Raw genomic sequence first — 22,143 nt, 5'->3', positions numbered from 1 at the left:
TTGAACCCTCAATTGCCAAGCAGGACACCGGGCAGCCATGTCACAATCTGCGGCTGCCACAGGAACAGCCCCAACGCGCCAAGCTGCACCAGAACGAATGGAATGATCCCGCGATAGATCTGCGCCATGGTGATATGCGCGCCGCCCGCCCCCTTGAGATAGAACAGCGCAAAGCCGAAAGGCGGCGTCAGGAAGGACGTTTGCAGGTTCACCGCCACGAGGATCGCGAACCAGTAGATCATGTCGGCGCTGGCGACATGGTCGCCGAAATGCATGGTTTTGACGATCGGCGCAAAGATCGGCAGCATGATCAGCGTGATCTCGATCCAGTCGAAGAAGAATCCCATGATGAAGATCATGACCATCATCATCATGAGCAGTCCCCAGTCGCCGAATGACAGGCTGCGCGCGGTGGTGACGATGAAATGCTCGCCCCCGATCAGGCGGAAGACATAGGAAAACGCCGTCGCGCCGACGAAAATGAAGAACAGCATGGAAATCGTGCGCACCGATCCGTCCATGGCACTGCTCAGCGCCGTCCAGTTCAGCCGCCCGCGGACCAGCCCAAGGATCAGCGCCGCGACCGCGCCAACACCGGACGCCTCAGTCGGCGTGGCGATACCACCAAGGATCGAGCCGAGCACCGCAACGATCAGCAGGAAAGGCAGGCCCAGCGACAGGACGATCTCGCCCCAGCCGTCGAATTTTTCGGTCCCGTCGCGGGGGGCTTTGGGGGCCATCTCGGGGCGCAGCGCCGCGATCACGACGATATAGACCAGATACAGCCCCGCCAGCACCAGCCCCGGCAGAAGCGCGGCGACGAACAGCTTGGCAAGGTTCAGCGTCAGAAGATCTCCCATGAAGACCAGCATGACCGAAGGCGGGATCAGGATGCCCAGCGTCCCGGCGCTGGCGATGGTGCCTGCGGCGAGCGAGGGCGAATAGCCCCGCGCGATCATCGTCGGCAGCGCCAGAGCGGTCAGCATGACGACGGATGCGCCGATGATGCCGGTCGCCGCCGCCAGAATCGTACCCACCAAGGTCACCGCCAAGGCCAGACCACCCGGCACCACCCGCAGCAGCTTTTGCAGGGCGATCAGCAAGTCATCGGCGACGCGGGTCTTTTCCAGCACCAGCCCCATGAAGACGAACATGGGTGCCGCGACCAGAACCGGATTCTCGATGATGCCGCCATAGATGCGGTTGGGCAGAAGGGTGATCTGGGCGGCGCGCATTTCCCCAAGGCTCAGCGCGATCACGCCGAAGATCAGCGTCACGCCCATCAGCATGATCCCTACCGGCAGGCTGGAGAACAGGCCAAGGATCAGCGCCAGGAACATGAAGCCCGGCAAAAAGTCGATCAGGTATTCCATCAGTCGGCCTCGAATGGGGTCGGTTGCAGGTCGGGCCGGTAAAGCGTCACGATGCAGCGCAGCGCAACGGACAGGCCGCCAAGGATCGTCAGCAGGGCCGCCAGCGGGATGGTCGACTTGATGATCCAGCGATGCGACAGGCCGACGCCACCATTGGAGGTCTCGCCGCGCAGGAACGACCGCTCGGCAAAGTCATAGCCGTACCACAGCAGCAAGCCCATGAACGGCAGCAGGAAGAGAACAATCGCGACCAGCTCCCACCAGACGCGGCGACGCTCGCCGATCTTCTCGGCAAAGATGTCGATGCGCACATGCGCGTCCTTCAGATAGGCATAGCCGAAGCCCAGCACTGCAATCGCGCCATGCAGGTGCCATTCCAGCTCTTGCAGCTTGAACGACCCGGTCATGAAAAAGCGCCGTCCGATCACGTCATACAAGATCACCGCCGCGAGGATCAGCAAAAGCGCCCCGCACAGGGCGGCAAACCACCGGCATGGCAGGGCCAGCCAGCGGGACAGGGTCAGGCAGGTTTGCATGGGGGCCTCCGAGGTTGCGCGCGAGGGTTTCCCCTCGCACGCGGGTCAGGTCAGTCGACGTAGCCCAGATCTTTCCACTGGGCGTAGTCGGTGCGGAAGGCTTGGATGTGGTCCCAGACGCGCTTGAATTCGGCGCTTTCGGCGGTCTTTTCGGCCACGACCTCGTCCCAGGTGTCCGAGAAGGTCTGCAACATCTCGTCGGACCAGCGATGCACGGTCACGCCGTGATCGTTCTGCATCTTGGCCAGCGGCTCCAGTTCGATGGCCTCGCCCTGCGCGGTGGTGCGGGCAACGTTGCCGGCGCAGACTTCCTGAATGGCGGCGCGGTCGCGGTCGGACAGTGCGTTCCAGCTGTCGGTGTTCATCATGAACACGATGAGCGAGGTCTGCTGGTGCCAGCCCGGGAAATACAGGTGCTTGGCGTGCTCATACATGCCCAGCGCATAGTCGATCGCCGGGAAGGACATCTCGGCCGCGTCGATGGTGCCGAGATTCAGAGCGCTCATGGTGTCGGCGGGCGGCATGGACTGCGCGGCCACGCCCAGCTTTTCCATGACGGCGGCGCCAAGGCCGAAGATCCGCATCTTCTTGCCCTTCAGGTCTTCGGGCGAATTGATCGGCTCCTTGAACCAGCCGGACGCCTCGGGGGCGAGGATCGAGCATAGTTCCGAATGGATGTTGTAGGGGGCGGAAATCTCGTTCCACAGCTCGTAGCCGCCGCCATTGTACCACCACGCGGTATATTCGCGCACATCCGGGCCAAAGGGGAAGGCGGTGAACAGCGAGGCGCTCGGCACCACGCCTTCGGCGAAACCGGGGCTGTACCACGCCGCCTCGATGGCGCCGGTGGACAGAGCGTCCCAGATCTCGTTGCCCGCAACGATCTCGCCCGGATTGCGGAAGACGAAGTTCAGCTCGCCGCCGGTGATCGCGGACACGCGCCCGCCCAGTTCCGCGCCGGACGAGCCCAAAAGCGGCAGCGTGCCGGGATAGATCGACTGCATCTCGATGTCGCGCGCATGGGCGGGCAAGGTCAGCGTTGCGGCAGCGACGGCTGCCATCAGGGTGCGTTTCATGGTTTCTCCTCCACTCTGCGCCGGTTGCCCGGCCTTTCGTTCCCTTGCCAGAGCGGCGTGATGCGCCCCGACCGGACTCCCGATGCATCCACAATATGGATATGCGTTCTGGGTGTAGGATAGGTTTTTGATTTGCCGACTGTAAACCCAGATTCATCGCTGCGGTGCAACATGGTTTTCGCTTGAGTTTGCAACCCATGCCCGCCATAAATATTTTCAGGAGGATGTCCATAATATGGATATGCAGGGAAAATCAGCCGCAGGCAGCCAAAGCATCGACCGGGCGTTGATGCTGCTGTCGTTGATCTCGTCGCAGGGTGGCGATGAGGTGCCGATGCCTGTGCTGACCCGCGAAACCGGCCTGTCGCGCCCCACCGTGCGGCGCATTCTGCTGGCGCTGATCCGGTCGGGCTATGTCGAGCAAAGCGCCGAGGGCGGCTATTATCCCGGCCCGGAATGCCTGATCGCGGGCACCAGCGCGGCGCGGCGGCACACGCTGCTCGATGTGTCGATGGACAGCCTGCTGAGGCTGGCCGATGCCAGCGGCGACAGCAGCTTCATCTCGATCCGGCGCGGCGCGCACGCGGTCTGCCTGCACCGCGAAGAGGGCGCGTTTCCGATTCGCACCCATGTGTTGCAACCGGGCGCGCGGCATCCCTTGGGCGTCGGCGCAGGCGCAATGGCCATCCTGTCCGCCCTGCCCGAGGCCGAGGCGCAAGAGGTGCTCGACGCCACCCGCGCCGAACGCGCGACGCATTTCCCCGGCTTCGACGACGCCTTTCTGCACGGCGAACTGGCCATCGCCCGCACCCGGGGATGGAGCCTGAACCCCGGCATGTATGTCGCCAATTCATGGGCCATCGGCGTGCCGGTGCGCGGAGCTTCGGGCGCGGCGCTTGGCGCGGTGTCCATCGCCGCCATCGACAGCCGCATGACCCCGGACCGCCAACCCGAACTGGCCGACATGCTGAAGACCGAGGCCGCCCGCATAGAGGCGCGCCTGCACCCCAAACGCCCCACCTGAAGGAGACGACCATGACACACCAACCCTGCGTGATCGGCTGGGCGCATTCCAAATTCGGCAAGCTGGACGACTGTCCCGATACCGAAAGCCTGATCAAGGCCACCGTCCCCGCCGCATTGGAGGATGCCGGGATCACCGCCGCCGATATCGACGGCATCTTTGTCGGCACGTTCAACGGCGGCTTTGTCCCGCAGGCGTTCGAGGCAGGGCTGGTCGGCATGGCGGTGCCGGAACTGGCGCATGTGCCCGCGTCGAAACTGGAAAACGCCTGCGCCACCGGGTCGGCGGCGCTGTATTCCGCGCTGGATTTCGTCCAGTCTGGCCGGGGCCGGATCGCGCTGGTGGTGGGCGTCGAAAAGATGACGACGATCCCGCCTGCGGATGCGGCGGCGCTGATGCTGATGGGCAGCTACACGCCGGAAGAGGGGCACTTCACCCCCGGTTTCGCGGGCGTGTTCGGCCATATCGCTCAAAGCTATTTTCAGGCCTACGGGGATCAGTCCGACGCGCTGGCGATGATCTCGGCCAAGAACCACCACAACGCGATGAAGAACCCCGTGGCGCATATGCACAAGGATTTCGGCTTCGACTTCTGCAACACCGTCAGCGACAAGAACCCGCTGGTCGCCGGGCCTTTGCGGCGGTCCGATTGCTCGCTGATTTCCGACGGGGCGGCGGTGATGGTGGTCTGCGATGCCGAAACGGCAGAGACCATGGGCAAGGCCGTGCGTTTTCGCGCGCGCAGCCATGCCAATGACTTCATGGCGCTGTCGCGGCGGCCTGCCCCCTATTCCTTCGACGGGGCGGCGCGGGCGTGGAAAGGCGCGTTGGAGGACGCGGCGATCACGCTCGATGATCTCGATCTGGTCGAGACGCATGACTGTTTCACCATCGCCGAGATGCTGGAATACGAGGCGATGGGGCTGGCCGAACCGGGGCAAGGCCACCGGGTGATCCGCGACGGCATCACGCAAGCCGATGGCAAGCTGCCGGTGAACCTGTCGGGCGGGCTGAAGGCGCGCGGGCATCCGCTGGGCGCGACCGGCGTGTCGATGCATATCATGGCGGCGATGCAGCTGACCGAAACGGCGGGCGAGATGCAGAAGGACGGCGCAACGCTGGCTGGCGTGTTCAACATGGGCGGCGCGGCGGTGGCGAATTACACCTCGATTCTGGAGCGCGTGAAATGAGCGGCACGGCATGGCCCAGCAGCACCCGCGTCCCGAACATCGCCTATTTCCTGACGAAACAGGCGCGCAAGCAGCCCGACGCGGTGGCGACCGTTTACGATGACCAGACATGGACCTGGGCGCAGTTCGACGCGCGGGTCAGTGCCTTGGCCCATGCGCTGCGGCACGATCTGGGGCTGGCCAAGGGCGACACCGTGTTGGTGCAATCGGCCAACAACAACCAGATGCTGGAAATCATGATGGCGGTGTTCCGCGCGGGGCTGGTCTGGGCCCCCGCCAACTTCCGTCAGGGCACGGACGAGGTCGCTTACCAGTGCCAGAAATCCAAGGCGCGCGCGATCTTCGTCGAGGATGCGTTTCCCGGCCATGCCGAAGCCTGCGCCGGTCTCGTGGATCACGTCATCGCCATCGGTGACCTGCCCGGCGCGCATGGCTACGAGGATTTGGTGGACCGCCACCTTGGCACCGATTTCCCGAATGCGGATGTCAGCCGCGACGATCCCTGCTGGCTGTTCTTCACCTCTGGGTCCACTGGGCGGCCCAAGGCCGTGGTGCTGACCCACGGTCAGATGACCTTTACCATCCTCAACCACATGAACGACCTGATGCCGGGGCTGTCCGCGCGCGATGCCTCGCTGGTGGTGGCGCCCCTGTCCCATGGCGCGGCGGCCCACGCGATGGCGCAGATCGCCGCCGGGGCCAAAAGCGTGATCCTGCCGCAGGGGCGCTTTGACCCCGCGCAGGCATGGCGGATGGTGCAGGAGTGGGGCGTGAGCAACATGTTCACCGTGCCGACCATCGTCAAGATGCTGGTCGAGGACCCCTCGGTCGAGATGTTCGACCATTCCAGCCTGCGCCACGTGATCTATGCAGGCGCGCCGATGTACCGCGCCGATCAAAAGCGCGCGTTGCAAGCGCTTGGCCCGGTGCTGGTGCAATATTACGGGCTGGGCGAGGTCACCGGCGCGATCACCGTCATGCGCCCCGAGGACCACTTTCTGGAGGACACGCCCGAGGCCCGACCCGGCACCTGCGGGGTCGAGCGCACAGGCCTGATGGTGACCATTCAGGACGACAAGGGCGCGATCTGCGCGCCGCATGAAACCGGCGAGATCTGCGTGATCGGTCCGGCGGTCTTTCCCGGCTATCTCGATGACGCGGGCGCCAATGCCAAGGCCTTTCGCAATGGCTGGTTCCTGACCGGCGATCTGGGCCACATGGACGAACAGGGGTATCTGTATATCACCGGGCGGTCGTCTGACATGTATATCTCGGGCGGGTCCAACGTCTATCCGCGCGAAGTCGAGGAAATCCTGCTGACCATCGATGGCGTCAGCGAAGTCGCGATCCTCGGTGTGCCGGACCAAAGATGGGGAGAGGTCGGCCTGTGCGTCTGCGTGCCCGAACCCGGCGCCACGGTCGAAGAAGGCGCCCTGCGCGCGTGGCTCGATGGCCGCGTCGCGAAATACAAGATCCCGCGCTACTATGTCTTCCTCGATGAGATGCCCAAGACCGCCTATGGCAAGATCACCAAGAAACTGGTGCGCGAGGAACTGACCGCGCGGGGCTTGATGCCCCAGCCCGAGGGGGTCTGAGCGATGCGCCCGATTCCCGCCCCCCGCAGGCCGGACGCCGTGCCGATGCCCCAAGGCGACAGCCGCGACTGGGTCACCCATCCCGGCCCCGAACAAGCCGGGCGCCATACGCTGGCGCGCTGTCATGCGCGGCGCGCCACGCTGCAGCTTCCGGCCGGGCTGACCTTGCTGGACGCGGTGGCGCAGGCGGTCGAGGCGGAAGGTGCCGACGGCGCCTGTGCCCTGCTCGACGGGGTTCGTCTGGACCGGATGCGCTATGTGATGCCGGACGGTCCCGCCGATGACCAGCACGCGGCGTGGTACAGCGACACGCACGAGGCCACGGCGATCACGCTGGACCGGGCAACTGCCTCTGTCGGGGTCAAGGACGGCGCGTGGTTCCTGCACACCCACGCCATGTGGCATGACGGTGCCGCCGCCATGGGCCACCTGTTGAACGATCAATGCACCCTTGCCGAGGCGTGCACGATCGAGGCTTGGCTGATCTTCGGCGCGCGGCTCGAAGTGGCGCAGGACCCCGAAACGCATTTCCCGCTGTTTCGACCCGAGCCACGCACCTGCTTTGCCGAGATGAACGCCGCGCTGCTGACCGTGCGCCCCCATGCGGACCTGCACTCGACGCTGGAATCCGCCTGTGCAGAGGCCGGGCTGCCGGATGCCGACATCTACGGGCTGGGCAGCCTGATCGGGGCTGGCTTCGACGCGGGCCCGCCCATGCACAGCCCACTTTCCGAAGTGCTGCTGCATGCGGGGTGCATGGTGCGCGACGGTGTCTGCACCGCCCTGCCCCTCGCCTGTGTCGATCCTGCGGGCAACCTGTTCGACGGTTGTCTGACCCGTGGTCAGGGCCCTGTGCTTGTCACCTTCGAAATGCTGGTGGTGGGCCGCTGACACCACCGGACCCGGCCCGCGGTCAGGCGTGGGCCGTCAGGTTTGCCGGGCCGCCGCGCCGACCAGCTTGGCGATGTTGGGCTGCCCGGCCTTCACCACGCGGGTCGCGATGTAGGTCATGTAGCGGTCGACCGACAGATCGGTTTCCAGCATCTCCCGCATCAGGTCCTGAAAGGCCGACAAGGTCGGACACACCGTCTTGAGCACGTAATCCATGCCGCCGCCGGTGGCGATGCATTCGGTGATCTCGTCATGGCGGGCGACCCACGCCTCGAACCGGTCGAAATCGGCCTTTCGGTGATGGGTCAGGGACACGGTCACCATCACCAGCGTGAAGTCGCAGACCCGGTTGAGCGCGATATCGGCGTGATAGCCGCGAATGAACCCCGCCGCCTTCAGCCGATCCAGTCGCGCCCAGCAGGGCGTGGCCGAGATATTGACGATTTCCGACAGGCGGGTCTTGCTGAGTTGGCCATGCGCCTGCACCGCGCTGAGGATGCGGATATCGGTGGCGTCGAGGGCTGTCTTCTTCACCGGGACGTGGCTTTCGTTCTGGACACGGGATTGCGGCGGCCCCGGACTGCACCCGTCCGACCGCCAGAGGGTCTTACCGCATCCCGCGCCCGTGGGAAGGCACGTTTTCGACGCGCTCTCGTCCGTCAGCGGCGCAGCGCAGCAGGCGCCCGTGGCGCCGCGCGGGCGAATCGCAGCGTGGAGCAGCGTGCGACCCCGGCCCGCCGCGCTGTGGCAGCCTTCCCGAACCGACAGGCGTCCAAACGCCCCGGAGCAACAGGATGTGGACCTCCATACGGGCCGTTGGCGGGTATCCAGCTGCCCCGAAACGCGGGTTTCGACACGACCCGGCGCAACCATGGCTTGCAGGCCCATCGGCTTGATATGTCATTCGAATATCCGTCGGCAGGCTGGTGACGCGGCACGCCGCACCGGGCCGCAACGCAACGAGGACGCTTCCCCCCACCCTCACGCATCCCACTGGACAAGCCGCTGCGCCAAGCGCAGGCGCGACCGGGGATCGTTCAATGTTTAGACAAATTCAACGATTTTTCATGACTGTTCCGGGATCGTTTCCAGCAGACCAGCCTCGGTCTGGCATTCGGAGAGCCCGGTATGAGTACACCCCATCGCCCAAATCGCCGCGCGGCCTTCGGACGGATGAAGCTGAAATTCAAGGTGCCCCTGCAAATCGCGATCCCGACGGTGATCATCACGCTGGCGGTGTCCCTGTTCGGCTATTGGCAGGGCGCAACGGCGCTTGAACGGCAGCGCGCCCTCGCCTTCGCCTCCCTGCTGGCGGAGAAGTCGCTGGCCCTGAACGAATGGTTCGACGGGATCGAGCGCGACATCACCGTGCTGGCCGACAGCGCCGCGACGCAGGCGGCGGTCGTGGAATTCAGCGCGGGATGGGCAGAGCTGGGCGCGGACGCACAGGCGCAACTGCAAGAGCTGTATATTCATGCCAATCCCAACCCGACCGGCAACAAGGACGCGCTGGATGACGCGCGCGACGGGTCGGGCTGGACTGCCACCCATCTCGCCTATCACCCGGGCTTCCGATCCTTCCAGCGCAACCGCGCTTATTATGACCTGTTCCTGTTCGATCTGCAGGGCAACATCGTCTACTCGGTCTTCAAGGAACTGGACTTCGCCACGAATTTCACCAACGGCATCTATGCGCCAAGCGGGCTTGGCGCGGCGTTCCGGGGGGCGCGCGACCTCGACCACGGGGCGTTCGTCTATTCGGGCTTCGCGCCCTACGCGCCAAGTGCCGACGCACCCGCCAACTTCATCGCGGCGCCGGTCTTTGACCGGCAGGGCAACCGGATCGGGGTCGCCGCGCTCCAGATCAATATCGACCGCCCGGTCCAGATCCTGTCGAACAGCAAGGTCCTCGGACAGACGGGTGAAATTTATGCCGTCGATTCCGACGGGCGGGCGCTAAGCGCGTCGCGGCACGACGGCGGGCACAAGGTCCTGCAACAGCTTCCCGCGCTCGACCACATCGTCGCCGCGCAACAGGGCGAGGCGCATATGCGGGGCGTCATCGGGCTGTCGGGACAACCGGTCGTGACAGAAGCGCTCAGCTTCGACCGGGCGGGCGAGTCGTGGCACCTGATCGTCGAACAGGATGAGACCGAGGCACTGGCCGCGGCCCGCGATCTTCTGCTCACCACGATCCTGCAAACAATTGTTGTTATGGTGCTGGTCGTCGCCCTGTCCTTTCTGGTGGCGCGTCTGTTTACCAACCGCATCCGGCTGTTGTCCGGCAGTGTCGAGCGCATCAAGGCGGGCGATTTCCGGTCCGATGTCAGTCAGATCCGAACCGGGGACGAGGTCGGCGACATTGCCCGCTCGCTGCAATTGTTCAAGGCCGACCTCGAGGCCGGCAAGCGCGTCGAGGAAGAGATGGCGCAGCGCGCGGCGCAACAGGCGCAGGTCGTCAAGCGCCTTCAGCAGGGCTTGCAACGGCTGGCCAAGGGCGATCTCGGCAGTCGGATCGACCAGCCGTTCAGCGCCGATTACGAGCCTTTGCGGGCGGATTTCAACGCGACCGTGGCGGACCTGTCCGACATTATCACCGAACTGCGCGCCAGCGCCTCGGCCATCGATCTTGATGCAAGGCAACTGACCGACGGGGCCGATGCCCTGTCCACCCGGACCGAAAATCAGGCCGCCACGCTCGAAGAGACCGCCGCCGCGATGGAAGAGATCTCGCACAGCGTCCATTCCACCGCGCGCAGCGTCGAAGAGATCGTCGCGGCCATCGGCGCGGCGCGCAATCAGGCCGAGCATGGCGAGGACGTGCGCAGCCAAGCCGTGCAGGCCATGGGCGAGATCGAGACCTCCTCGGCACAGATCGGCAGCATCATTCAGGTGATCGAGGACCTCGCCTTTCAGACCAACCTGCTGTCCCTGAATGCAGGGGTCGAGGCCGCCCGCGCCGGAGAGGTCGGTCGCGGCTTTGCCGTCGTCGCCTCGGAAGTGCGCGCCCTTGCCCAGCGGTCCTCCGAAAGCGCGGCGGAAATTCGCGCCCTTGTCGCCAACTCGAACCGCAATGTCGAGAATGGCGTGCGGCTGGTGTCTGATCTCGGCGCCGCGACGCAAGGCATCCTGCAGGAGGTCGTCTCGGTTTCGGACCGCGTCGCCGACATTGCCGCCAGCACCAAGGAGCAAGCCCAAGGCATCGGCGAGATCAACAACGGGATCGCGGCCCTCGATCAGGTCACGCAGAGAAATGCCGCAATGGTGAACGAAAGCGCCTCGGCCGGGCGGGCGCTGCTGGACAAGGCCGCGCGCCTGCGCGGACTTGTTTCGCGGTTCCATGATGGCGGGCGCACAATCGACACCATCGCGGGGCGGACCGGCGCCGTCGGTGACAGGGCGGCGTGACCCCCGGCGGGGACCACGCTGCCCAGCGACGGGGCCGGGTCCATGTCCGGGGCTGTGCAGCGCGGTCCGGGGCCGTCAGGCCGCAGGATGCCGAACCGCGCTGAACCGGCGGCGCATCGATTAAAACTCGTGGCAAATGGAACGGATCTTTTCGCCCTGTTTGGGGTGAAACCCGGTTCCTTGCTGGGCCATTTTCACCCGATCTCAAAAATTGCGCCGGATATCTCGGGGGTGCCGTCACCGGGAGCCGATGAGATGAAGAAAATGCTCAAGTACCGCCGCAACCCCTGGAAGCGCCTGACGCTGCGTTGGAAACTGCCAATCATGATCGCCGTGCCGACCGTCACGGTCCTGCTGATCGTGGCCTTCGTCACCTATTTCCAGAGCGCCGCCGGAATGGAGGTTCAGCGGCGTGCATCGACCAGCGCCCTGCTGCACGCGAAGGCGCAGGAAATCGATGTCTGGTTCGAAACCGTGCGCACGCAGGCCCTGCAACTGGCCGGAAGCCCGGGCACCCGTGAGGCGATCGCCGCCTTCGGCTCTGGCTGGGACCGGATGGGAGCGACGGCAGAGCAAGACCTGCAACGGCTTTATGTCGAGGAGAACCCAAACCCGCCCGGCGAAAAGCTGCGTCTCGACAATGCGGGCGATTTCTCGCACTGGTCGCTGGCCCATCTGCGCTTTCATCCTTCGTTCCGCGACTACATCCGGGTGGGCGATTTCTACGACCTGTTCCTGTTCGATCTGGACGGGAACACGATCTATACCGTCTACAAGGAACCGGATTTCGCGACCAACGTCCTGTCCGGGCCCTACGCGGATAGCGGCCTTGGCCGGGTCTTTGCCGCCGCGAACACGCTTGAGGCCGGCGAGGCCGTCTTTTCCGGCTATTCCGCCTACGCGCCCAGCAACGGCCTGCCCGCGAATTTCGTCGCGGCCCCGGTCTTTGACGCGCTGGGGGGCAGGCTGGGCGTGGTGGCCTTGCAGATCAACATCGACACACCGGCGCGCAAGATGGCCGAGAACGACTTGCTGGGCGTCAGCGGCGATATGTACGCCTTCGATGAAAACGGGCGCGCGTTGTCGGCCACGCAGGGCGGCGAACTTTCTGTTCTTGACGAGGTGCCGCAACGCCCAGACATCGAGGAGGCGCGCGCAGGCGGCGACGTGGCGGCGCAGGGCGTGACAGGCCTGCGTGGCAATCTGGTGGAAATGGTCGGGCTGACGCGGCGGATCGGCGGGCAGGACTGGCATCTGGTGGCCGAACAGGACCTGTGGGAAGCACGCGCGCAGGAACGCACCCTGCTGCGGGCAACCCTCGTGCAGACGGGCATCGTGGCCGTGCTGGTGATGTTGCTGGGGGTGCTGGTGGCAGGGCTGCTGACCCGACGGATCACGGCCCTCGCCGTCAGCGTGAAGGCGGTGGCCGGTGGCGACTACGAGACCACCATCTCGCAGACGAAGACCGGCGACGAGATCGGCGACATCGCGCGGGCGCTGGATTCCTTCCGGAGCGATCTGGGCGCGGTCGCAAAGACCCGCACCCAGATGCAGGAGACGGCCGCGCAGCAGGCCCGGGTGGTCGAAACGCTTCAGGAGGCGCTGGTCAGATTGGCAGGCGGCGACCTGTCGTGCCGTGTCACCCAAGACCTTGGCGCAGAATACGAGGCGCTGCGCGGGCATTTCAACCGGACCGTGGAAGCCCTGTCCACCATCATCGGCGACTTGCGCCGCAATGCAGAGGCGATCGACGACGATGCCAAGATGCTGAACGACGCGGCCACGGCGCTGTCGGAACGGACGGAGAATCAGGCCGCGACACTGGAAGAATCCGCCGCCGCGATGGACGAGATCTCGGAAAGCGTCAACGCCACGGCCACAGGTGCCCGCGATATCGTCGCGGCGATTGGAATCGCGCGTGAAACCGCCCTCGAGGGCGAGGACGTGCGCAACCGCGCGGTCGCCGCCATGGACGCGATCGAGGGGTCTTCGAAGCAGATCGAGACGATCATCAAGGTCATCGAGGACATCTCGTTCCAGACGAACCTGCTGTCACTGAATGCCGGGGTCGAGGCCGCCCGCGCCGGGGAAGCGGGGCTTGGCTTTTCGGTTGTGGCCACCGAGGTCAGGGGATTGGCGCAGCGTTCGGCGGAAAACGCCGCCGAAATCCGGTCGCTGATCGCCGCGTCCGGCAAGAATGTCGCGCAGGGAGTCGAACTGGTTTCGGATCTTGGCAAGGCGATGGAGCGGATCCTGCGCGAGGTGATCACCGTCGCCGAGCAGATCCAGAGCATCGCTGACGGGGCTGGCGAGCAGGCGCAAGGCATCGGCGAGATCAACAACGGCATCGCCATGCTCGACCAGGTGACACAGCAGAACGCCGCCATGGTAAACGAAAGCGTCGCCGCGAGCCGGGCGCTGCGCGAAAAGGCCCTTGGCCTGCGCCAGCTCGTCGCGCGTTTCAGCGACCACCCGGCGGCGCCGTCGCATCACGAACCCCGCTCACCGGAAACAGAGGGCCAGCGCGCAAGTCCTGACGTCGTTGGGGCATCCCCCGCGGAGATGGGCCGGACCGACGCCTCCGCCCTTGCTTCGGGGGCGACTTGGGCCGAGGCCAAGACCGTCGCGGGTCCGTCCCAGCCTGTCGCGCTGGCCAAAGCCGCCGGGTCAGCAGGCCCGTGGACGGAGTTCTGAGCGCGCCCATATGCCGTGCAGCGGGCTCCGATCTGCGGCGGCGGAGGGAAGTGCGTCAAACCCGGATGGACCGGGGCCGGCACATCGACAGCCGGGCCCCGGGGAACATCGACCCAGCCAGAGTTGGAAGATGCGATGCAAGATGCTGCCTCACGGTATTGACGCCAGACCACATCACCGGTTTGGCCTGTTGCCTGGCTCGTGTTCCAAAGTCCCAGCCCCGACGACGCCGCCTGATCGCCGCGATGCAAACCTATCCGAAAGCGCGACGGCGTGATCTGGGGGCAAGCCGCTTCGAAGCGGCTTGCGACACGCGTTTTCGAAAACGCGTCCGATGCGCCTTGCAAGGCGCATGGAGGAAGGCTTTTCGAAAAGCCTTCCCCCCGCCCGGCTCAAACGATGGTCGCCTGGGTCGCGGCGCGCAGGTCGTCTTCGGTCACGCCCTCGGCGCATTCGACGATCCGCAGGCCGCCCTCGACCACGTCCAGCACGCCGAGATTGGTGATGATGCGGTCGACCACACCCTTGCCGGTCAGCGGCAGGGTACAGGCCTTCAGCACCTTGCTCTCACCGTGCTTGTTGGTGTGGTCCATCACCACGATCACCCGGCCGACACCGGCCACAAGGTCCATCGCGCCGCCCATGCCCTTGACCAGCTTGCCCGGGATCATCCAGTTCGCGAGGTCACCGTTCTCGGCCACCTCCATCGCGCCCAGGATCGCCGCCGCGATCTTGCCGCCGCGGATCATGCCGAAGGACATCGCGCTGTCGAAATACGAAGTCCGCGCCAATTCGGTGATGGTCTGCTTGCCCGCATTGATCAGATCCGGGTCTTCCTCGCCCTCGAAAGGAAAGGGGCCCATGCCCAGCATGCCGTTTTCCGACTGCAGCGTGATGTCCTTGTCGCCCACATAGTTGGCGACCAGCGTCGGGATGCCGATCCCGAGGTTCACATACATCCCGTCTTCGAGTTCCTGCGCCGCCCGTGCGGCCATCTGGTTTCTGTCCCATGCCATGGTTCAGGCCTCCTCGCGCTTGCGGACGGTGCGCTGTTCGATGCGCTTTTCGTGGCTGCCCTGGATCAGGCGATGCACGTAGATGCCCGGCAGGTGGATGTGATCGGGGTCGAGCGTGCCGGGTTCGACGATCTCCTCGACCTCCATCACGCAGACCTTGCCGCACATCGCGGCGGGCGGGTTGAAGTTGCGTGCGGTCTTGCGGAAGATGCAATTTCCGGTTGTGTCGGCCTTCCACGCCTTGACGATGGCCAGATCGGCAAAGATCCCCTCTTCGAGGATGTAATCCTCGCCGCCGAACTGCTTGACCTCCTTGCCCTCGGCGATCTGGGTGCCGACGCCGGTCTTGGTGTAGAAGCCGGGAATGCCCGCGCCACCGGCGCGCATCCGCTCGGCCAGGGTGCCCTGCGGGTTGAATTCCAGCTCCAGCTCGCCCGAGAGGTACTGGCGCATGAATTCGGCGTTCTCGCCGACATAAGACGACATCATCTTCTTGATCTGGCGGGTGTCGAGCAGCTTGCCCAAGCCGAACCCGTCGACGCCCGCATTGTTCGAGGCGACGGTCAGGTCCTTCACGCCGCTGTCGACGATGGCATCGATAAGCAATTCCGGAATACCGCAGAGGCCAAAGCCCCCGGCGGCGATCAGCAAGCCGTCCAGTGCCTCGGCAGCCGAGCCGTAGACTTTCTTCATGCCGCTTGTCCTTTCGTGATGGTCGCGGGGCGCAGGCCAAGAAGGGCGCGCGCCTGATCGGGGGTGGCAACGGGGCGGTCGTTCTTGTCGCAAATCTCGACTGCCCGGCGCACCAGCGCGGCATTCGAGGGCGCAAGCGTGTCGCGATCCAGACGCACGTTGTCTTCGAGCCCGGTGCGGGCATGGCCACCCGCCGCGATGGCCCATTCGTTCAGCGTCAACTGGTGCGGACCGATGCCCGCCGCGCACCACGGCGTATCCTTGCCGAACAGGCGGTGAACGGTGTGGATGTAGTAGTCGAACACGTCGCGATCGACCGGCATGGCGTTCCTGACCCCCATGACGAACTGGATACAGGGTGTGCCCTCCAGTTGCCCCTTGTCGGCCATCTCGCGCGCTTTCAGGATATGCGACAGGTCGAAGGCCTCGATTTCCGGTTTGACGTCGCGCACCAGCATTTCCAAGGCCAGCCAATCGACCAGATCCGGCGGGTTCTCATAGACCCGCGTCGGGAAGTTGTTCGACCCCACCGACAGCGAGGCCATGTCGGGGCGCAGGGACAGCATCCCGCCGCGCGTCTTGCCCGCGCCGGACCGCCCCCCGGTCGAGAATTGGATGATCATGCCAGGGCAATGCCGTTCGATCCCCTCTTTCAGCGCTGCAAATTTCTCGGGGTCCGATGACGGGGTTTCGTCATCGTTGCGCACATGGGCGTGGACGATGGCAGCCCCGGCCTCGAAGGCCTCATGGGTCGATTCGATCTGTTCCGACACGGTGATCGGCACGGCGGGGTTGTTGGCCTTGGTCGGCAGGCTGCCGGTGATGGCCACGCAGATGATGCAGGGTTTGGTCATGGGTCAGGCCGCCTGTGCCGTGGCGACCGGCATCTTGGCCAGCGCATCGAGGAAAAAGGGGCGGAAGCCCTCGGGGTGTTCGCTCATCGGGAAGTGGCCGAGTTCGTCCATCACCGCCAGTGTGGCACCGGGAATGGCGCGGGCGGTGCGCTCGGCGTCCTCGGGTGTGCAGGTCAGGTCGTAGGCGCCGACGATGACATGCACCGGGGTCTGGGCCGTGTCGATCTGGCCAAGCCGCGCGATCAGGCTGTCATCCTTGGTGTAAAACGACAGGTCGCCCCGGAAGACGCCCGGCCCGCTTTGCATGAACATCCACAGGGTGTTCCAGCGCTCAACCTCCGGCGCAAAGGGCGAGATATTGGCCGAGACCAGCGCCGCCCCCATCTCGCCGCCATGCGCATCGGGGCGGTGGAACCAGTCGATGTCATACCATGCGGGCTGGAAATCCGACGCTTCGATGGCGATGAAACCGCTGAATTTTTCCGGGTGCAGCGCCGCCAGTTGCAGCGCGATGCGCCCGCCCATGGAACAGCCCGCCAGAACCGGCTTGTCCAGCCCCATCCCGTCGATCACCGCCAGAACGGTGTCGATATAGGCTTCGGTGGTCAGCAGGTATTCCTGCGTCTCGAAGCCCTCGGGCGGCAGGGATTTTCCGTGCCACGGCATGTCAAACGCGATCAGGCGGTTGGACGCGGTGACGGCGGCATCGTTCATCAGGTGCCGCCACTGCCGCGTGTCGGCCCCGGCGGTGTGCAGGCACAAAACGGGGCGTCCCTGCCCGGCTTCCTCGACATAGATGCGGCGCGGCGCGCCCTCGACGGAGACGGTCAGATACCGCCCGGTGATCGGCTCAAAGCTCATGCGGCTTGCTCCTGTTTGCTGCGCGCGAGGCCGAGGACCTCCTTGAAGAAGCGCAGGTTCTTGACGAGGCACAGGATATCGCCGTCGATCCGGCCCCGGCCGATCTTGACGAAGCCGAACACGTCGTGAAAGCCGGGCGCGGGGCGCGGCTGCCAGAACTCGGACAGGGCAGCGGCATCGGTGCGCAGGGCAAAGCGCCATGGCGTCTTGCGGCTGGGGCCCTGCATGACCTGCACGATGCGCCCCTTGTCGAAGGTCAGGTAATATTCGTCCCCGTCCACTTCGATCAGCACGGTTTCGGAAAACAGCCGCCCCAGCCGCAGCAGGTGCGGGCTGGCGTCCAGTTGCGACTGGATATGGGTGAATGTCTCGATCACTTGGACCTCCCTCGAAAACTCGCCCCCTGCTGCCACGACAGGTGGCGCGCGGGCCATGCCGCGCAGGGTATGGGGCAATACTGGGCCAGATCCGCGCCATCGGTCACGGTATCACCCGATACCGCCGCAGGCATTGGGCAATGACCCGCGATCCGTCACACCAGAGCGCAACGGGACAGCCCGTCACCCCAAGCGACCGCCAAGGAGGAGGAAAACCCATGGGTATCGTCAATCAGGACAACATCACCGACGTCGTCATCGACAGCCTCGGCAAATCCGGCCCGATCACCGAGCGCCAGCGCGAGATCATGACCGGCGTCATCAAGCACATGCACGCCTTCATCAAGGACGTGAAGTTGCAGCATTCGGAATTTCTGGAGGCCTGCGCCTACCTCGAACGCGCGGGTAAACTGTGCAACGACAACCGTCAGGAATTCATCCTGCTGGCCGACATCATCGGCGTCGAGGTTCTGGTCGACATGATGACCAACCCGGTCGAGGGCAACGCGTCGGAATCCACCGTGCTGGGCCCGTTTTACCGCGAAAACCCGCCGGTCCTGCCCAAGGGCGCATCCACGATCCAAAAGCACTTCGACAACGAGGAAACCGCCTATTTCGAAGGCTATATCCGCGATGCGGATGGCAACGGCGTCGCCGGTGTGACGCTGGACGTGTGGGAAGACGCGCCGAACGGAATCTATGAAAACCTCGACCCCGACCAGCCGGAATACAACCTGCGTGGCCGCTTCGAGACCGACGAGAACGGGCATTACGCCTTTGTCGCCGTGCGCCCCGTGCCCTACCCGATCCCCGAGGATGAGACCGCAGGCGAACTGCTGCAGTTCATGGGGCACCACCCGAACCGCCCCGGCCACATGCACTTCATCATTTCCAAGGACGGCTTCCGCCCGCTGATCAGCCAGATCTACGACGCCGACAGCGCATGGCTGGACATTGACAGCGTGTTCGCCGTCAAGGAAAGCCTGATCGGCACATTCAAGCCCGCCGCCCCCGAACTAGGCACCGACCTGCATTTCGAGTTCGACTTCGTCCTGCAAGCCGCCGCCGACGCCAAGGCGCTGGCCGCCGAGTGACCTGCAACACCTCCCTGTGAACTGGCCCCCGCATGTCGGGGGCCTTTTTCGTTTGAGCAAGCCCCGCGATGGCCGATCACTGTCGAGGCGTGGAAGAGCGCGACATCATGAACTTCAAACAGTTGACCTATTTCATCGCGGTTGCCGAGGAATTGCATTTCGGGCGCGCCGCCGAACGGCTGGACATGGCCCAGCCCCCGCTGAGCCGGTCAATCAAACAGCTGGAAGAAGACTTGGGCGCGGTCCTGTTCAATCGTGGCCGCAGTGCGATCACCATGACCCAGGCCGGTCAGCGCCTGCTGGCGCGGGGCAAGTCGATCCTTGCGCAGTTGGAAGATGCCAAACTGGAGGTGCGCCGCCTTGGTCAGGGCGCGGAGGGCCGTCTGCGCATCGGCTTCGTCGGCTCGGCGACCTTTGGCATTTTGCCCAACATCATCCGGTCCTATCGGGTCAATTACCCGGACGTGAACCTGAGCCTGATCCCGATGAACAACGCCGATCTGCACCGCGCACTGGTGTCGCGCGAGCTGGGTGTGGTGTTTGCCTGGCCGACGCTGAAAAACCCCGAATTTCTGTCAAGACATCTGGTCGAGGAAAAACTGATCCTCGCCCTGCCCGACATCGTCGATACCGGCTCGCGCTCGGTGGCGCGGCTGGAAAGGTTGCAGACCCATCATTTGATCCTCTACCCGGAAAAACCGCGCCCGAGCTATGCGGATATGGTGATCAAGGCGGTGGAGGATGCGGGTTTCACCGCGCCTTTGCGCATCTGGTGCATGGATCTGCAAACCGCGCTGAGCCTCGTGGCCGTCGGCGAAGGGGTCTGCATCGTGCCGGAATCCGTTGCGAACGCACCGCGCAAGGGGATGAAATTCCTGCGCATCGAGCCGGAGATCGCGCGTACTGAACTATCGCTGAATTACCGGCTCGACGATCAGGGGGTGCATGTCAAGAATTTCGTCACCATCGCGCAAAAGGTGGCGCGCAATACATTTGGATGATGTGGCCCGATGCATCGGGCCACAGGATCAGACGCCCAGCCAAGTATGCTGGGCCTCCTCGTCTGCCTTGATCTCGTCGGCGCTGCCGGTCCAGACGATCTGGCCTTTGTCCACGACGACGACATCATCGGCCAGCGAGGTGGCAAAGCCGAAATTCTGCTCGACGATGATCATCGAAAGGCCCTCTGCCTTCAGGTCCTGAAGCTTGTCGTGGATCAGCTTGACGATGATCGGGGCCAGCCCCTCGGTCGGCTCGTCGAGGATCAGCAGTTTCGGGTTCATCAGCAGGCCGCGCGCGATGGCAAGCATCTGCTGCTCGCCGCCCGAAAGCTGCGTGCCGCCATTGTCCATGCGTTCGCCGAGACGGGGGAACAGGTCCAGCACCCGCTCCATCGTCAAGTCCGCCGCCCCGCCCCCGAACCGCTTGGCGGCGAGTTCGAGGTTTTCGCGCACCGACAGCGACGGAAAGATATCGCGCGTTTCAGGCACATAGGCGATGCCGCTCTTGGCGATGTCAAACGGCTGAGCGGCGATCGGCTTGCCGTCAAAGACGATCTCGCCCGACTTGAGCGGCAGAAGCCCCATGATCGTCTTCAGCGTCGTGGACTTGCCCGCGCCGTTTCGGCCAAGGATGGCCATGACCCTGCCCTTTTGCGCCGCAAGCGAGACACCGTACAGCACCTGCGTTTCGCCATAGCCCGACTGGACCGCGTTCAGTTCAAGCATCTTCCCAGCTCCCCAGATAGATTTCCTTGAGCAGGCGCGACCCGCGCGCCGCCTCTGGCAGCCCGTCAAAGACCACCTCGCCATAGTTCAGCACGGTGATCGTGTCGGCCACGTCAAAGGCCAGATCCATGTCATGTTCGATGAACAGCATCGTCAGGTCGCGCGGCAGATTGTTCAGCAGGTCGTGAAACCCCTTGGACATTTCCGGCCCGACGCCGCTGGTCGGCTCATCCATGAGCAGCACAAGCGGTCGCGTCGCCAGCGCCACGCCGACCTCAAGCTGGCGGCGCACGCCATAGCTGATCTCGGACACCTTGGCGTGGAGGAAGGGCATCAGGTTGACCTGCTCCGCCACCTCGTCGACGATCTCGCGCACCTCTGGCTTGGCGAGGCTGTCGGCCCAAAGCCGGGTCGCGTTGCCGGTATGGACCGCCGCCGCAAGGCCAAGGTTTTCCTCGACCGTCAGCCCGTCGAACAGCGTGTTCTTCTGGTAGCTGCGCGACAGGCCACGGCGGGCGCGTTTGGCGACCGGCAGGGCCGTGACGTCCTCGCCCGCCAGATGGACCGATCCGCTATTGGGCGTCAGTTCCCCCACCAATTGGTTGAACAGCGTGGTCTTGCCCGCGCCGTTCGGGCCAAGGATCACGCGGCGTTCGCCGCGCTCCAGTTTCAGGGACACGTCCCGCGTGACGTGGACGGCACCAAAGCTTTTGGTCAGATTGCGTGTTTCAAGCATCGCTCAGCACCTCCTCCGGTTGCTGTTTACGCGTGGCATCCGCCATGCGCCGTTCGATCCGCGCACCCCAGCGGGCCTCGACCCAGCCAAAGAGGCCGTTGGCGCGGCTCATGACGACAGCGATCAGCAGAAGGCCCACGACGAGGTGCCAATAGGTGGTCACCGCGCTCAGTTCATGTTTCAGCACGACAAAGGCCGCCGCACCGACAAGCGGGCCGACCAGCGTGCCCAAACCGCCAAGGATCACCACGACCAGCGCCTCGCCCGAGACCGTCCAGGACAGCAGAGCGGGCGAGATATAGAGGATGTGCTGGGCCGCGAGGGCACCGGCAACACCGGCGATCATGCCCGACAGGCCGAACACATCCGCCTTCACCCGCCAGACCGTCAGGCCAAGCGCGCGCATCCGCTGTTCGTTGTGCATGACGCCGGACAGGCTGCGCCCAGGGCCGGAGCGCAGGATCAGAACCGATGCGCCGTAGATCGCGCCGAGAACGGCAAGGCAGAACAGCGCAAAGCTGCGGCTGTCATTCAGGTCCACGCCGATGATGCTCAGATCCAGCCGGGAAATCCCGCCCAGCCCGTCATCGCCGCCGAAAATCGGGGCTTCGAACACGTAGGAATAGGCCATCTGGCCAAAGGCCAGCGTCGCCATGATGAAGTAGATGCCATGGCTGCGCGAGCAGATGGCCCCGATGATCCAGCCGATGCCCCCGGTCAGGGCGACGGCCCCGGCCATGGCCACCGGCGGCGCGATGCCCGCCTTGGTCGACAGGATGGCAAAGGCATAGGCCCCTACCCCCATCAACGCGCCGTGGCAGAGCGACACCATGCCGCCAAAACCTGCGACGATGTCGAGGGCCAGCACGAGCATGGCGAGGATCAGGATCTCCGTCAGGATCTCCAGCCCGAAATATTCGGCCGTGAACGCTTGGAACAGCGCGCCAGCGGCCAACAGGACGAGGGCGGTGTAGCGAAGTGCGGTATGACGGAACATG

General features: G+C 64.8%; 20 protein-coding genes. 8 read left to right on the top strand and 12 right to left on the bottom strand.

What is annotated here, in order from left to right; all coding sequences use genetic code 11:
- Positions 1–8 precede the first annotated feature (8 nt).
- Genes D8Z78_RS19265 through D8Z78_RS19255 form a run of 3 tightly spaced genes read right to left on the bottom strand, consistent with a single transcriptional unit; the run spans position 9 to position 2,985 of the window.
- Entirely contained in the window at positions 9–1,373 is a 1,365-nt protein-coding gene (locus tag D8Z78_RS19265) for a TRAP transporter large permease (protein WP_121631709.1), read from the bottom strand.
- Entirely contained in the window at positions 1,373–1,909 is a 537-nt protein-coding gene (locus D8Z78_RS19260; RefSeq protein ID WP_121631710.1) for a TRAP transporter small permease subunit, read from the bottom strand. Before D8Z78_RS19260 ends, D8Z78_RS19265 begins: the two co-directional genes overlap by 1 nt.
- Before the next feature lie 50 nt (positions 1,910–1,959).
- Positions 1,960–2,985 (bottom strand): TRAP transporter substrate-binding protein, encoded by a 1,026-nt coding sequence (locus tag D8Z78_RS19255; protein WP_240672190.1) that lies wholly within the window; start codon positions 2,983–2,985, stop codon positions 1,960–1,962.
- 235 nt (positions 2,986–3,220) lie between these two features.
- Between D8Z78_RS19255 and D8Z78_RS19250 the strand changes: the two genes are divergently transcribed.
- From D8Z78_RS19250 to D8Z78_RS19235, 4 genes are read left to right on the top strand one after another with little or no spacing between them, the layout of a single operon-like run.
- A complete protein-coding gene (locus D8Z78_RS19250) occupies positions 3,221–4,009 on the top strand; it encodes an IclR family transcriptional regulator (RefSeq protein ID WP_121631711.1) in 789 nt (262 codons plus the stop codon).
- A gap of 11 nt (positions 4,010–4,020) precedes the next feature.
- Positions 4,021–5,199, top strand: coding sequence for an acetyl-CoA acetyltransferase (locus D8Z78_RS19245; RefSeq protein ID WP_121631712.1), 1,179 nt, complete (start codon positions 4,021–4,023; stop codon positions 5,197–5,199).
- Positions 5,196–6,794, top strand: coding sequence for an acyl-CoA synthetase (locus tag D8Z78_RS19240; RefSeq protein ID WP_121631713.1), 1,599 nt, complete (start codon positions 5,196–5,198; stop codon positions 6,792–6,794). The genes D8Z78_RS19245 and D8Z78_RS19240 overlap by 4 nt, the downstream gene beginning before the upstream one ends.
- 3 nt (positions 6,795–6,797) lie before the next feature.
- Positions 6,798–7,685, top strand: a complete 888-nt coding sequence (locus D8Z78_RS19235; protein ID WP_128910863.1) for a PPC domain-containing DNA-binding protein — start codon at positions 6,798–6,800, stop codon at positions 7,683–7,685.
- Positions 7,686–7,721: 36 nt separating this feature from the next.
- On the opposite strand, the gene D8Z78_RS25060 is transcribed toward D8Z78_RS19235, so the two are convergent.
- Complete coding sequence (locus D8Z78_RS25060) at positions 7,722–8,219, bottom strand: Lrp/AsnC family transcriptional regulator (RefSeq protein ID WP_121631715.1); 498 nt, start codon at positions 8,217–8,219, stop codon at positions 7,722–7,724.
- Positions 8,220–8,813: 594 nt separating this feature from the next.
- Between D8Z78_RS25060 and D8Z78_RS19225 the strand changes: the two genes are divergently transcribed.
- Together D8Z78_RS19225 and D8Z78_RS19220 are read left to right on the top strand one after the other, a co-directional pair.
- Entirely contained in the window at positions 8,814–11,093 is a 2,280-nt protein-coding gene (locus tag D8Z78_RS19225; protein ID WP_121631716.1) for a methyl-accepting chemotaxis protein, read from the top strand.
- Between the two features lie 255 nt (positions 11,094–11,348).
- Positions 11,349–13,787, top strand: a complete 2,439-nt coding sequence (locus D8Z78_RS19220) for a methyl-accepting chemotaxis protein (RefSeq protein WP_164933015.1) — start codon at positions 11,349–11,351, stop codon at positions 13,785–13,787.
- Between the two features lie 392 nt (positions 13,788–14,179).
- Here D8Z78_RS19220 and D8Z78_RS19215 read toward each other — a convergent pair whose 3' ends face one another.
- The 5 genes from D8Z78_RS19215 to D8Z78_RS19195 are packed head-to-tail and all read right to left on the bottom strand — an operon-like array spanning position 14,180 to position 17,588.
- Complete coding sequence (locus D8Z78_RS19215) at positions 14,180–14,803, bottom strand: 3-oxoacid CoA-transferase subunit B (protein ID WP_121631718.1); 624 nt, start codon at positions 14,801–14,803, stop codon at positions 14,180–14,182.
- Between the two features lie 3 nt (positions 14,804–14,806).
- Positions 14,807–15,496 carry a CoA transferase subunit A gene (locus D8Z78_RS19210; RefSeq protein ID WP_121631719.1) on the bottom strand — a complete coding sequence of 230 codons (690 nt, stop codon included), beginning with the start codon at positions 15,494–15,496 and terminating at the stop codon, positions 14,807–14,809.
- Positions 15,493–16,350 carry a 3-oxoadipate:acetyl-CoA acetyltransferase gene (locus tag D8Z78_RS19205; RefSeq protein ID WP_121631720.1) on the bottom strand — a complete coding sequence of 286 codons (858 nt, stop codon included), beginning with the start codon at positions 16,348–16,350 and terminating at the stop codon, positions 15,493–15,495. Before D8Z78_RS19205 ends, D8Z78_RS19210 begins: the two co-directional genes overlap by 4 nt.
- A 3-nt stretch (positions 16,351–16,353) precedes the next feature.
- On the bottom strand, positions 16,354–17,211 hold the full coding sequence (locus D8Z78_RS19200; RefSeq protein WP_121631721.1) for an alpha/beta fold hydrolase: 858 nt from the start codon (positions 17,209–17,211) through the stop codon (positions 16,354–16,356).
- Entirely contained in the window at positions 17,208–17,588 is a 381-nt protein-coding gene (locus D8Z78_RS19195; protein ID WP_121631722.1) for a hypothetical protein, read from the bottom strand. Before D8Z78_RS19195 ends, D8Z78_RS19200 begins: the two co-directional genes overlap by 4 nt.
- 218 nt (positions 17,589–17,806) lie before the next feature.
- Here D8Z78_RS19195 and D8Z78_RS19190 point away from each other — a divergent pair, with 218 nt between their 5' ends.
- Together D8Z78_RS19190 and D8Z78_RS19185 are read left to right on the top strand one after the other, a co-directional pair.
- Complete coding sequence (locus D8Z78_RS19190) at positions 17,807–18,682, top strand: dioxygenase family protein (RefSeq protein WP_121631723.1); 876 nt, start codon at positions 17,807–17,809, stop codon at positions 18,680–18,682.
- A gap of 68 nt (positions 18,683–18,750) precedes the next feature.
- Positions 18,751–19,683, top strand: coding sequence for a LysR family transcriptional regulator (locus D8Z78_RS19185; protein ID WP_240672189.1), 933 nt, complete (start codon positions 18,751–18,753; stop codon positions 19,681–19,683).
- Positions 19,684–19,710: 27 nt separating this feature from the next.
- On the opposite strand, the gene D8Z78_RS19180 is transcribed toward D8Z78_RS19185, so the two are convergent.
- The 3 genes from D8Z78_RS19180 to D8Z78_RS19170 are packed head-to-tail and all read right to left on the bottom strand — an operon-like array spanning position 19,711 to position 22,142.
- Positions 19,711–20,409, bottom strand: coding sequence for an ABC transporter ATP-binding protein (locus D8Z78_RS19180; RefSeq protein ID WP_121631724.1), 699 nt, complete (start codon positions 20,407–20,409; stop codon positions 19,711–19,713).
- The gene (locus D8Z78_RS19175; RefSeq protein WP_121631725.1) at positions 20,402–21,145 is read right to left on the bottom strand and encodes an ABC transporter ATP-binding protein; all 744 of its coding nucleotides are present in this window, start codon (positions 21,143–21,145) and stop codon (positions 20,402–20,404) included. The genes D8Z78_RS19180 and D8Z78_RS19175 overlap by 8 nt, the downstream gene beginning before the upstream one ends.
- Complete coding sequence (locus tag D8Z78_RS19170) at positions 21,138–22,142, bottom strand: branched-chain amino acid ABC transporter permease (RefSeq protein ID WP_121631726.1); 1,005 nt, start codon at positions 22,140–22,142, stop codon at positions 21,138–21,140. The genes D8Z78_RS19175 and D8Z78_RS19170 overlap by 8 nt, the downstream gene beginning before the upstream one ends.
- Between the last annotated feature and the right edge of the window lies 1 nt (position 22,143).

The sequence above is a fragment of the Tropicibacter alexandrii genome, from assembly GCF_003667315.2.
GTDB lineage: Bacteria > Pseudomonadota > Alphaproteobacteria > Rhodobacterales > Rhodobacteraceae > Tropicibacter > Tropicibacter alexandrii.
This window is presented reverse-complemented; position numbering and strand designations above follow the sequence as displayed.

Coding starts and splice junctions, on each gene's coding strand:
- D8Z78_RS19265 (WP_121631709.1), bottom strand. CDS start 1,373: ATGGAATACCTGATCGACTTTTTGCCGGGCTTCATGTTCCTGGCGCTG.
- D8Z78_RS19260 (WP_121631710.1), bottom strand. CDS start 1,909: ATGCAAACCTGCCTGACCCTGTCCCGCTGGCTGGCCCTGCCATGCCGG.
- D8Z78_RS19255 (WP_240672190.1), bottom strand. CDS start 2,985: ATGAAACGCACCCTGATGGCAGCCGTCGCTGCCGCAACGCTGACCTTG.
- D8Z78_RS19250 (WP_121631711.1), top strand. CDS start 3,221: ATGGATATGCAGGGAAAATCAGCCGCAGGCAGCCAAAGCATCGACCGG.
- D8Z78_RS19245 (WP_121631712.1), top strand. CDS start 4,021: ATGACACACCAACCCTGCGTGATCGGCTGGGCGCATTCCAAATTCGGC.
- D8Z78_RS19240 (WP_121631713.1), top strand. CDS start 5,196: ATGAGCGGCACGGCATGGCCCAGCAGCACCCGCGTCCCGAACATCGCC.
- D8Z78_RS19235 (WP_128910863.1), top strand. CDS start 6,798: ATGCGCCCGATTCCCGCCCCCCGCAGGCCGGACGCCGTGCCGATGCCC.
- D8Z78_RS19225 (WP_121631716.1), top strand. CDS start 8,814: ATGAGTACACCCCATCGCCCAAATCGCCGCGCGGCCTTCGGACGGATG.
- D8Z78_RS19220 (WP_164933015.1), top strand. CDS start 11,349: ATGAAGAAAATGCTCAAGTACCGCCGCAACCCCTGGAAGCGCCTGACG.
- D8Z78_RS19215 (WP_121631718.1), bottom strand. CDS start 14,803: ATGGCATGGGACAGAAACCAGATGGCCGCACGGGCGGCGCAGGAACTC.
- D8Z78_RS19210 (WP_121631719.1), bottom strand. CDS start 15,496: ATGAAGAAAGTCTACGGCTCGGCTGCCGAGGCACTGGACGGCTTGCTG.
- D8Z78_RS19205 (WP_121631720.1), bottom strand. CDS start 16,350: ATGACCAAACCCTGCATCATCTGCGTGGCCATCACCGGCAGCCTGCCG.
- D8Z78_RS19200 (WP_121631721.1), bottom strand. CDS start 17,211: ATGAGCTTTGAGCCGATCACCGGGCGGTATCTGACCGTCTCCGTCGAG.
- D8Z78_RS19190 (WP_121631723.1), top strand. CDS start 17,807: ATGGGTATCGTCAATCAGGACAACATCACCGACGTCGTCATCGACAGC.
- D8Z78_RS19185 (WP_240672189.1), top strand. CDS start 18,751: ATGGCCGATCACTGTCGAGGCGTGGAAGAGCGCGACATCATGAACTTC.
- D8Z78_RS19180 (WP_121631724.1), bottom strand. CDS start 20,409: ATGCTTGAACTGAACGCGGTCCAGTCGGGCTATGGCGAAACGCAGGTG.
- D8Z78_RS19175 (WP_121631725.1), bottom strand. CDS start 21,145: ATGCTTGAAACACGCAATCTGACCAAAAGCTTTGGTGCCGTCCACGTC.
- D8Z78_RS19170 (WP_121631726.1), bottom strand. CDS start 22,142: ATGTTCCGTCATACCGCACTTCGCTACACCGCCCTCGTCCTGTTGGCC.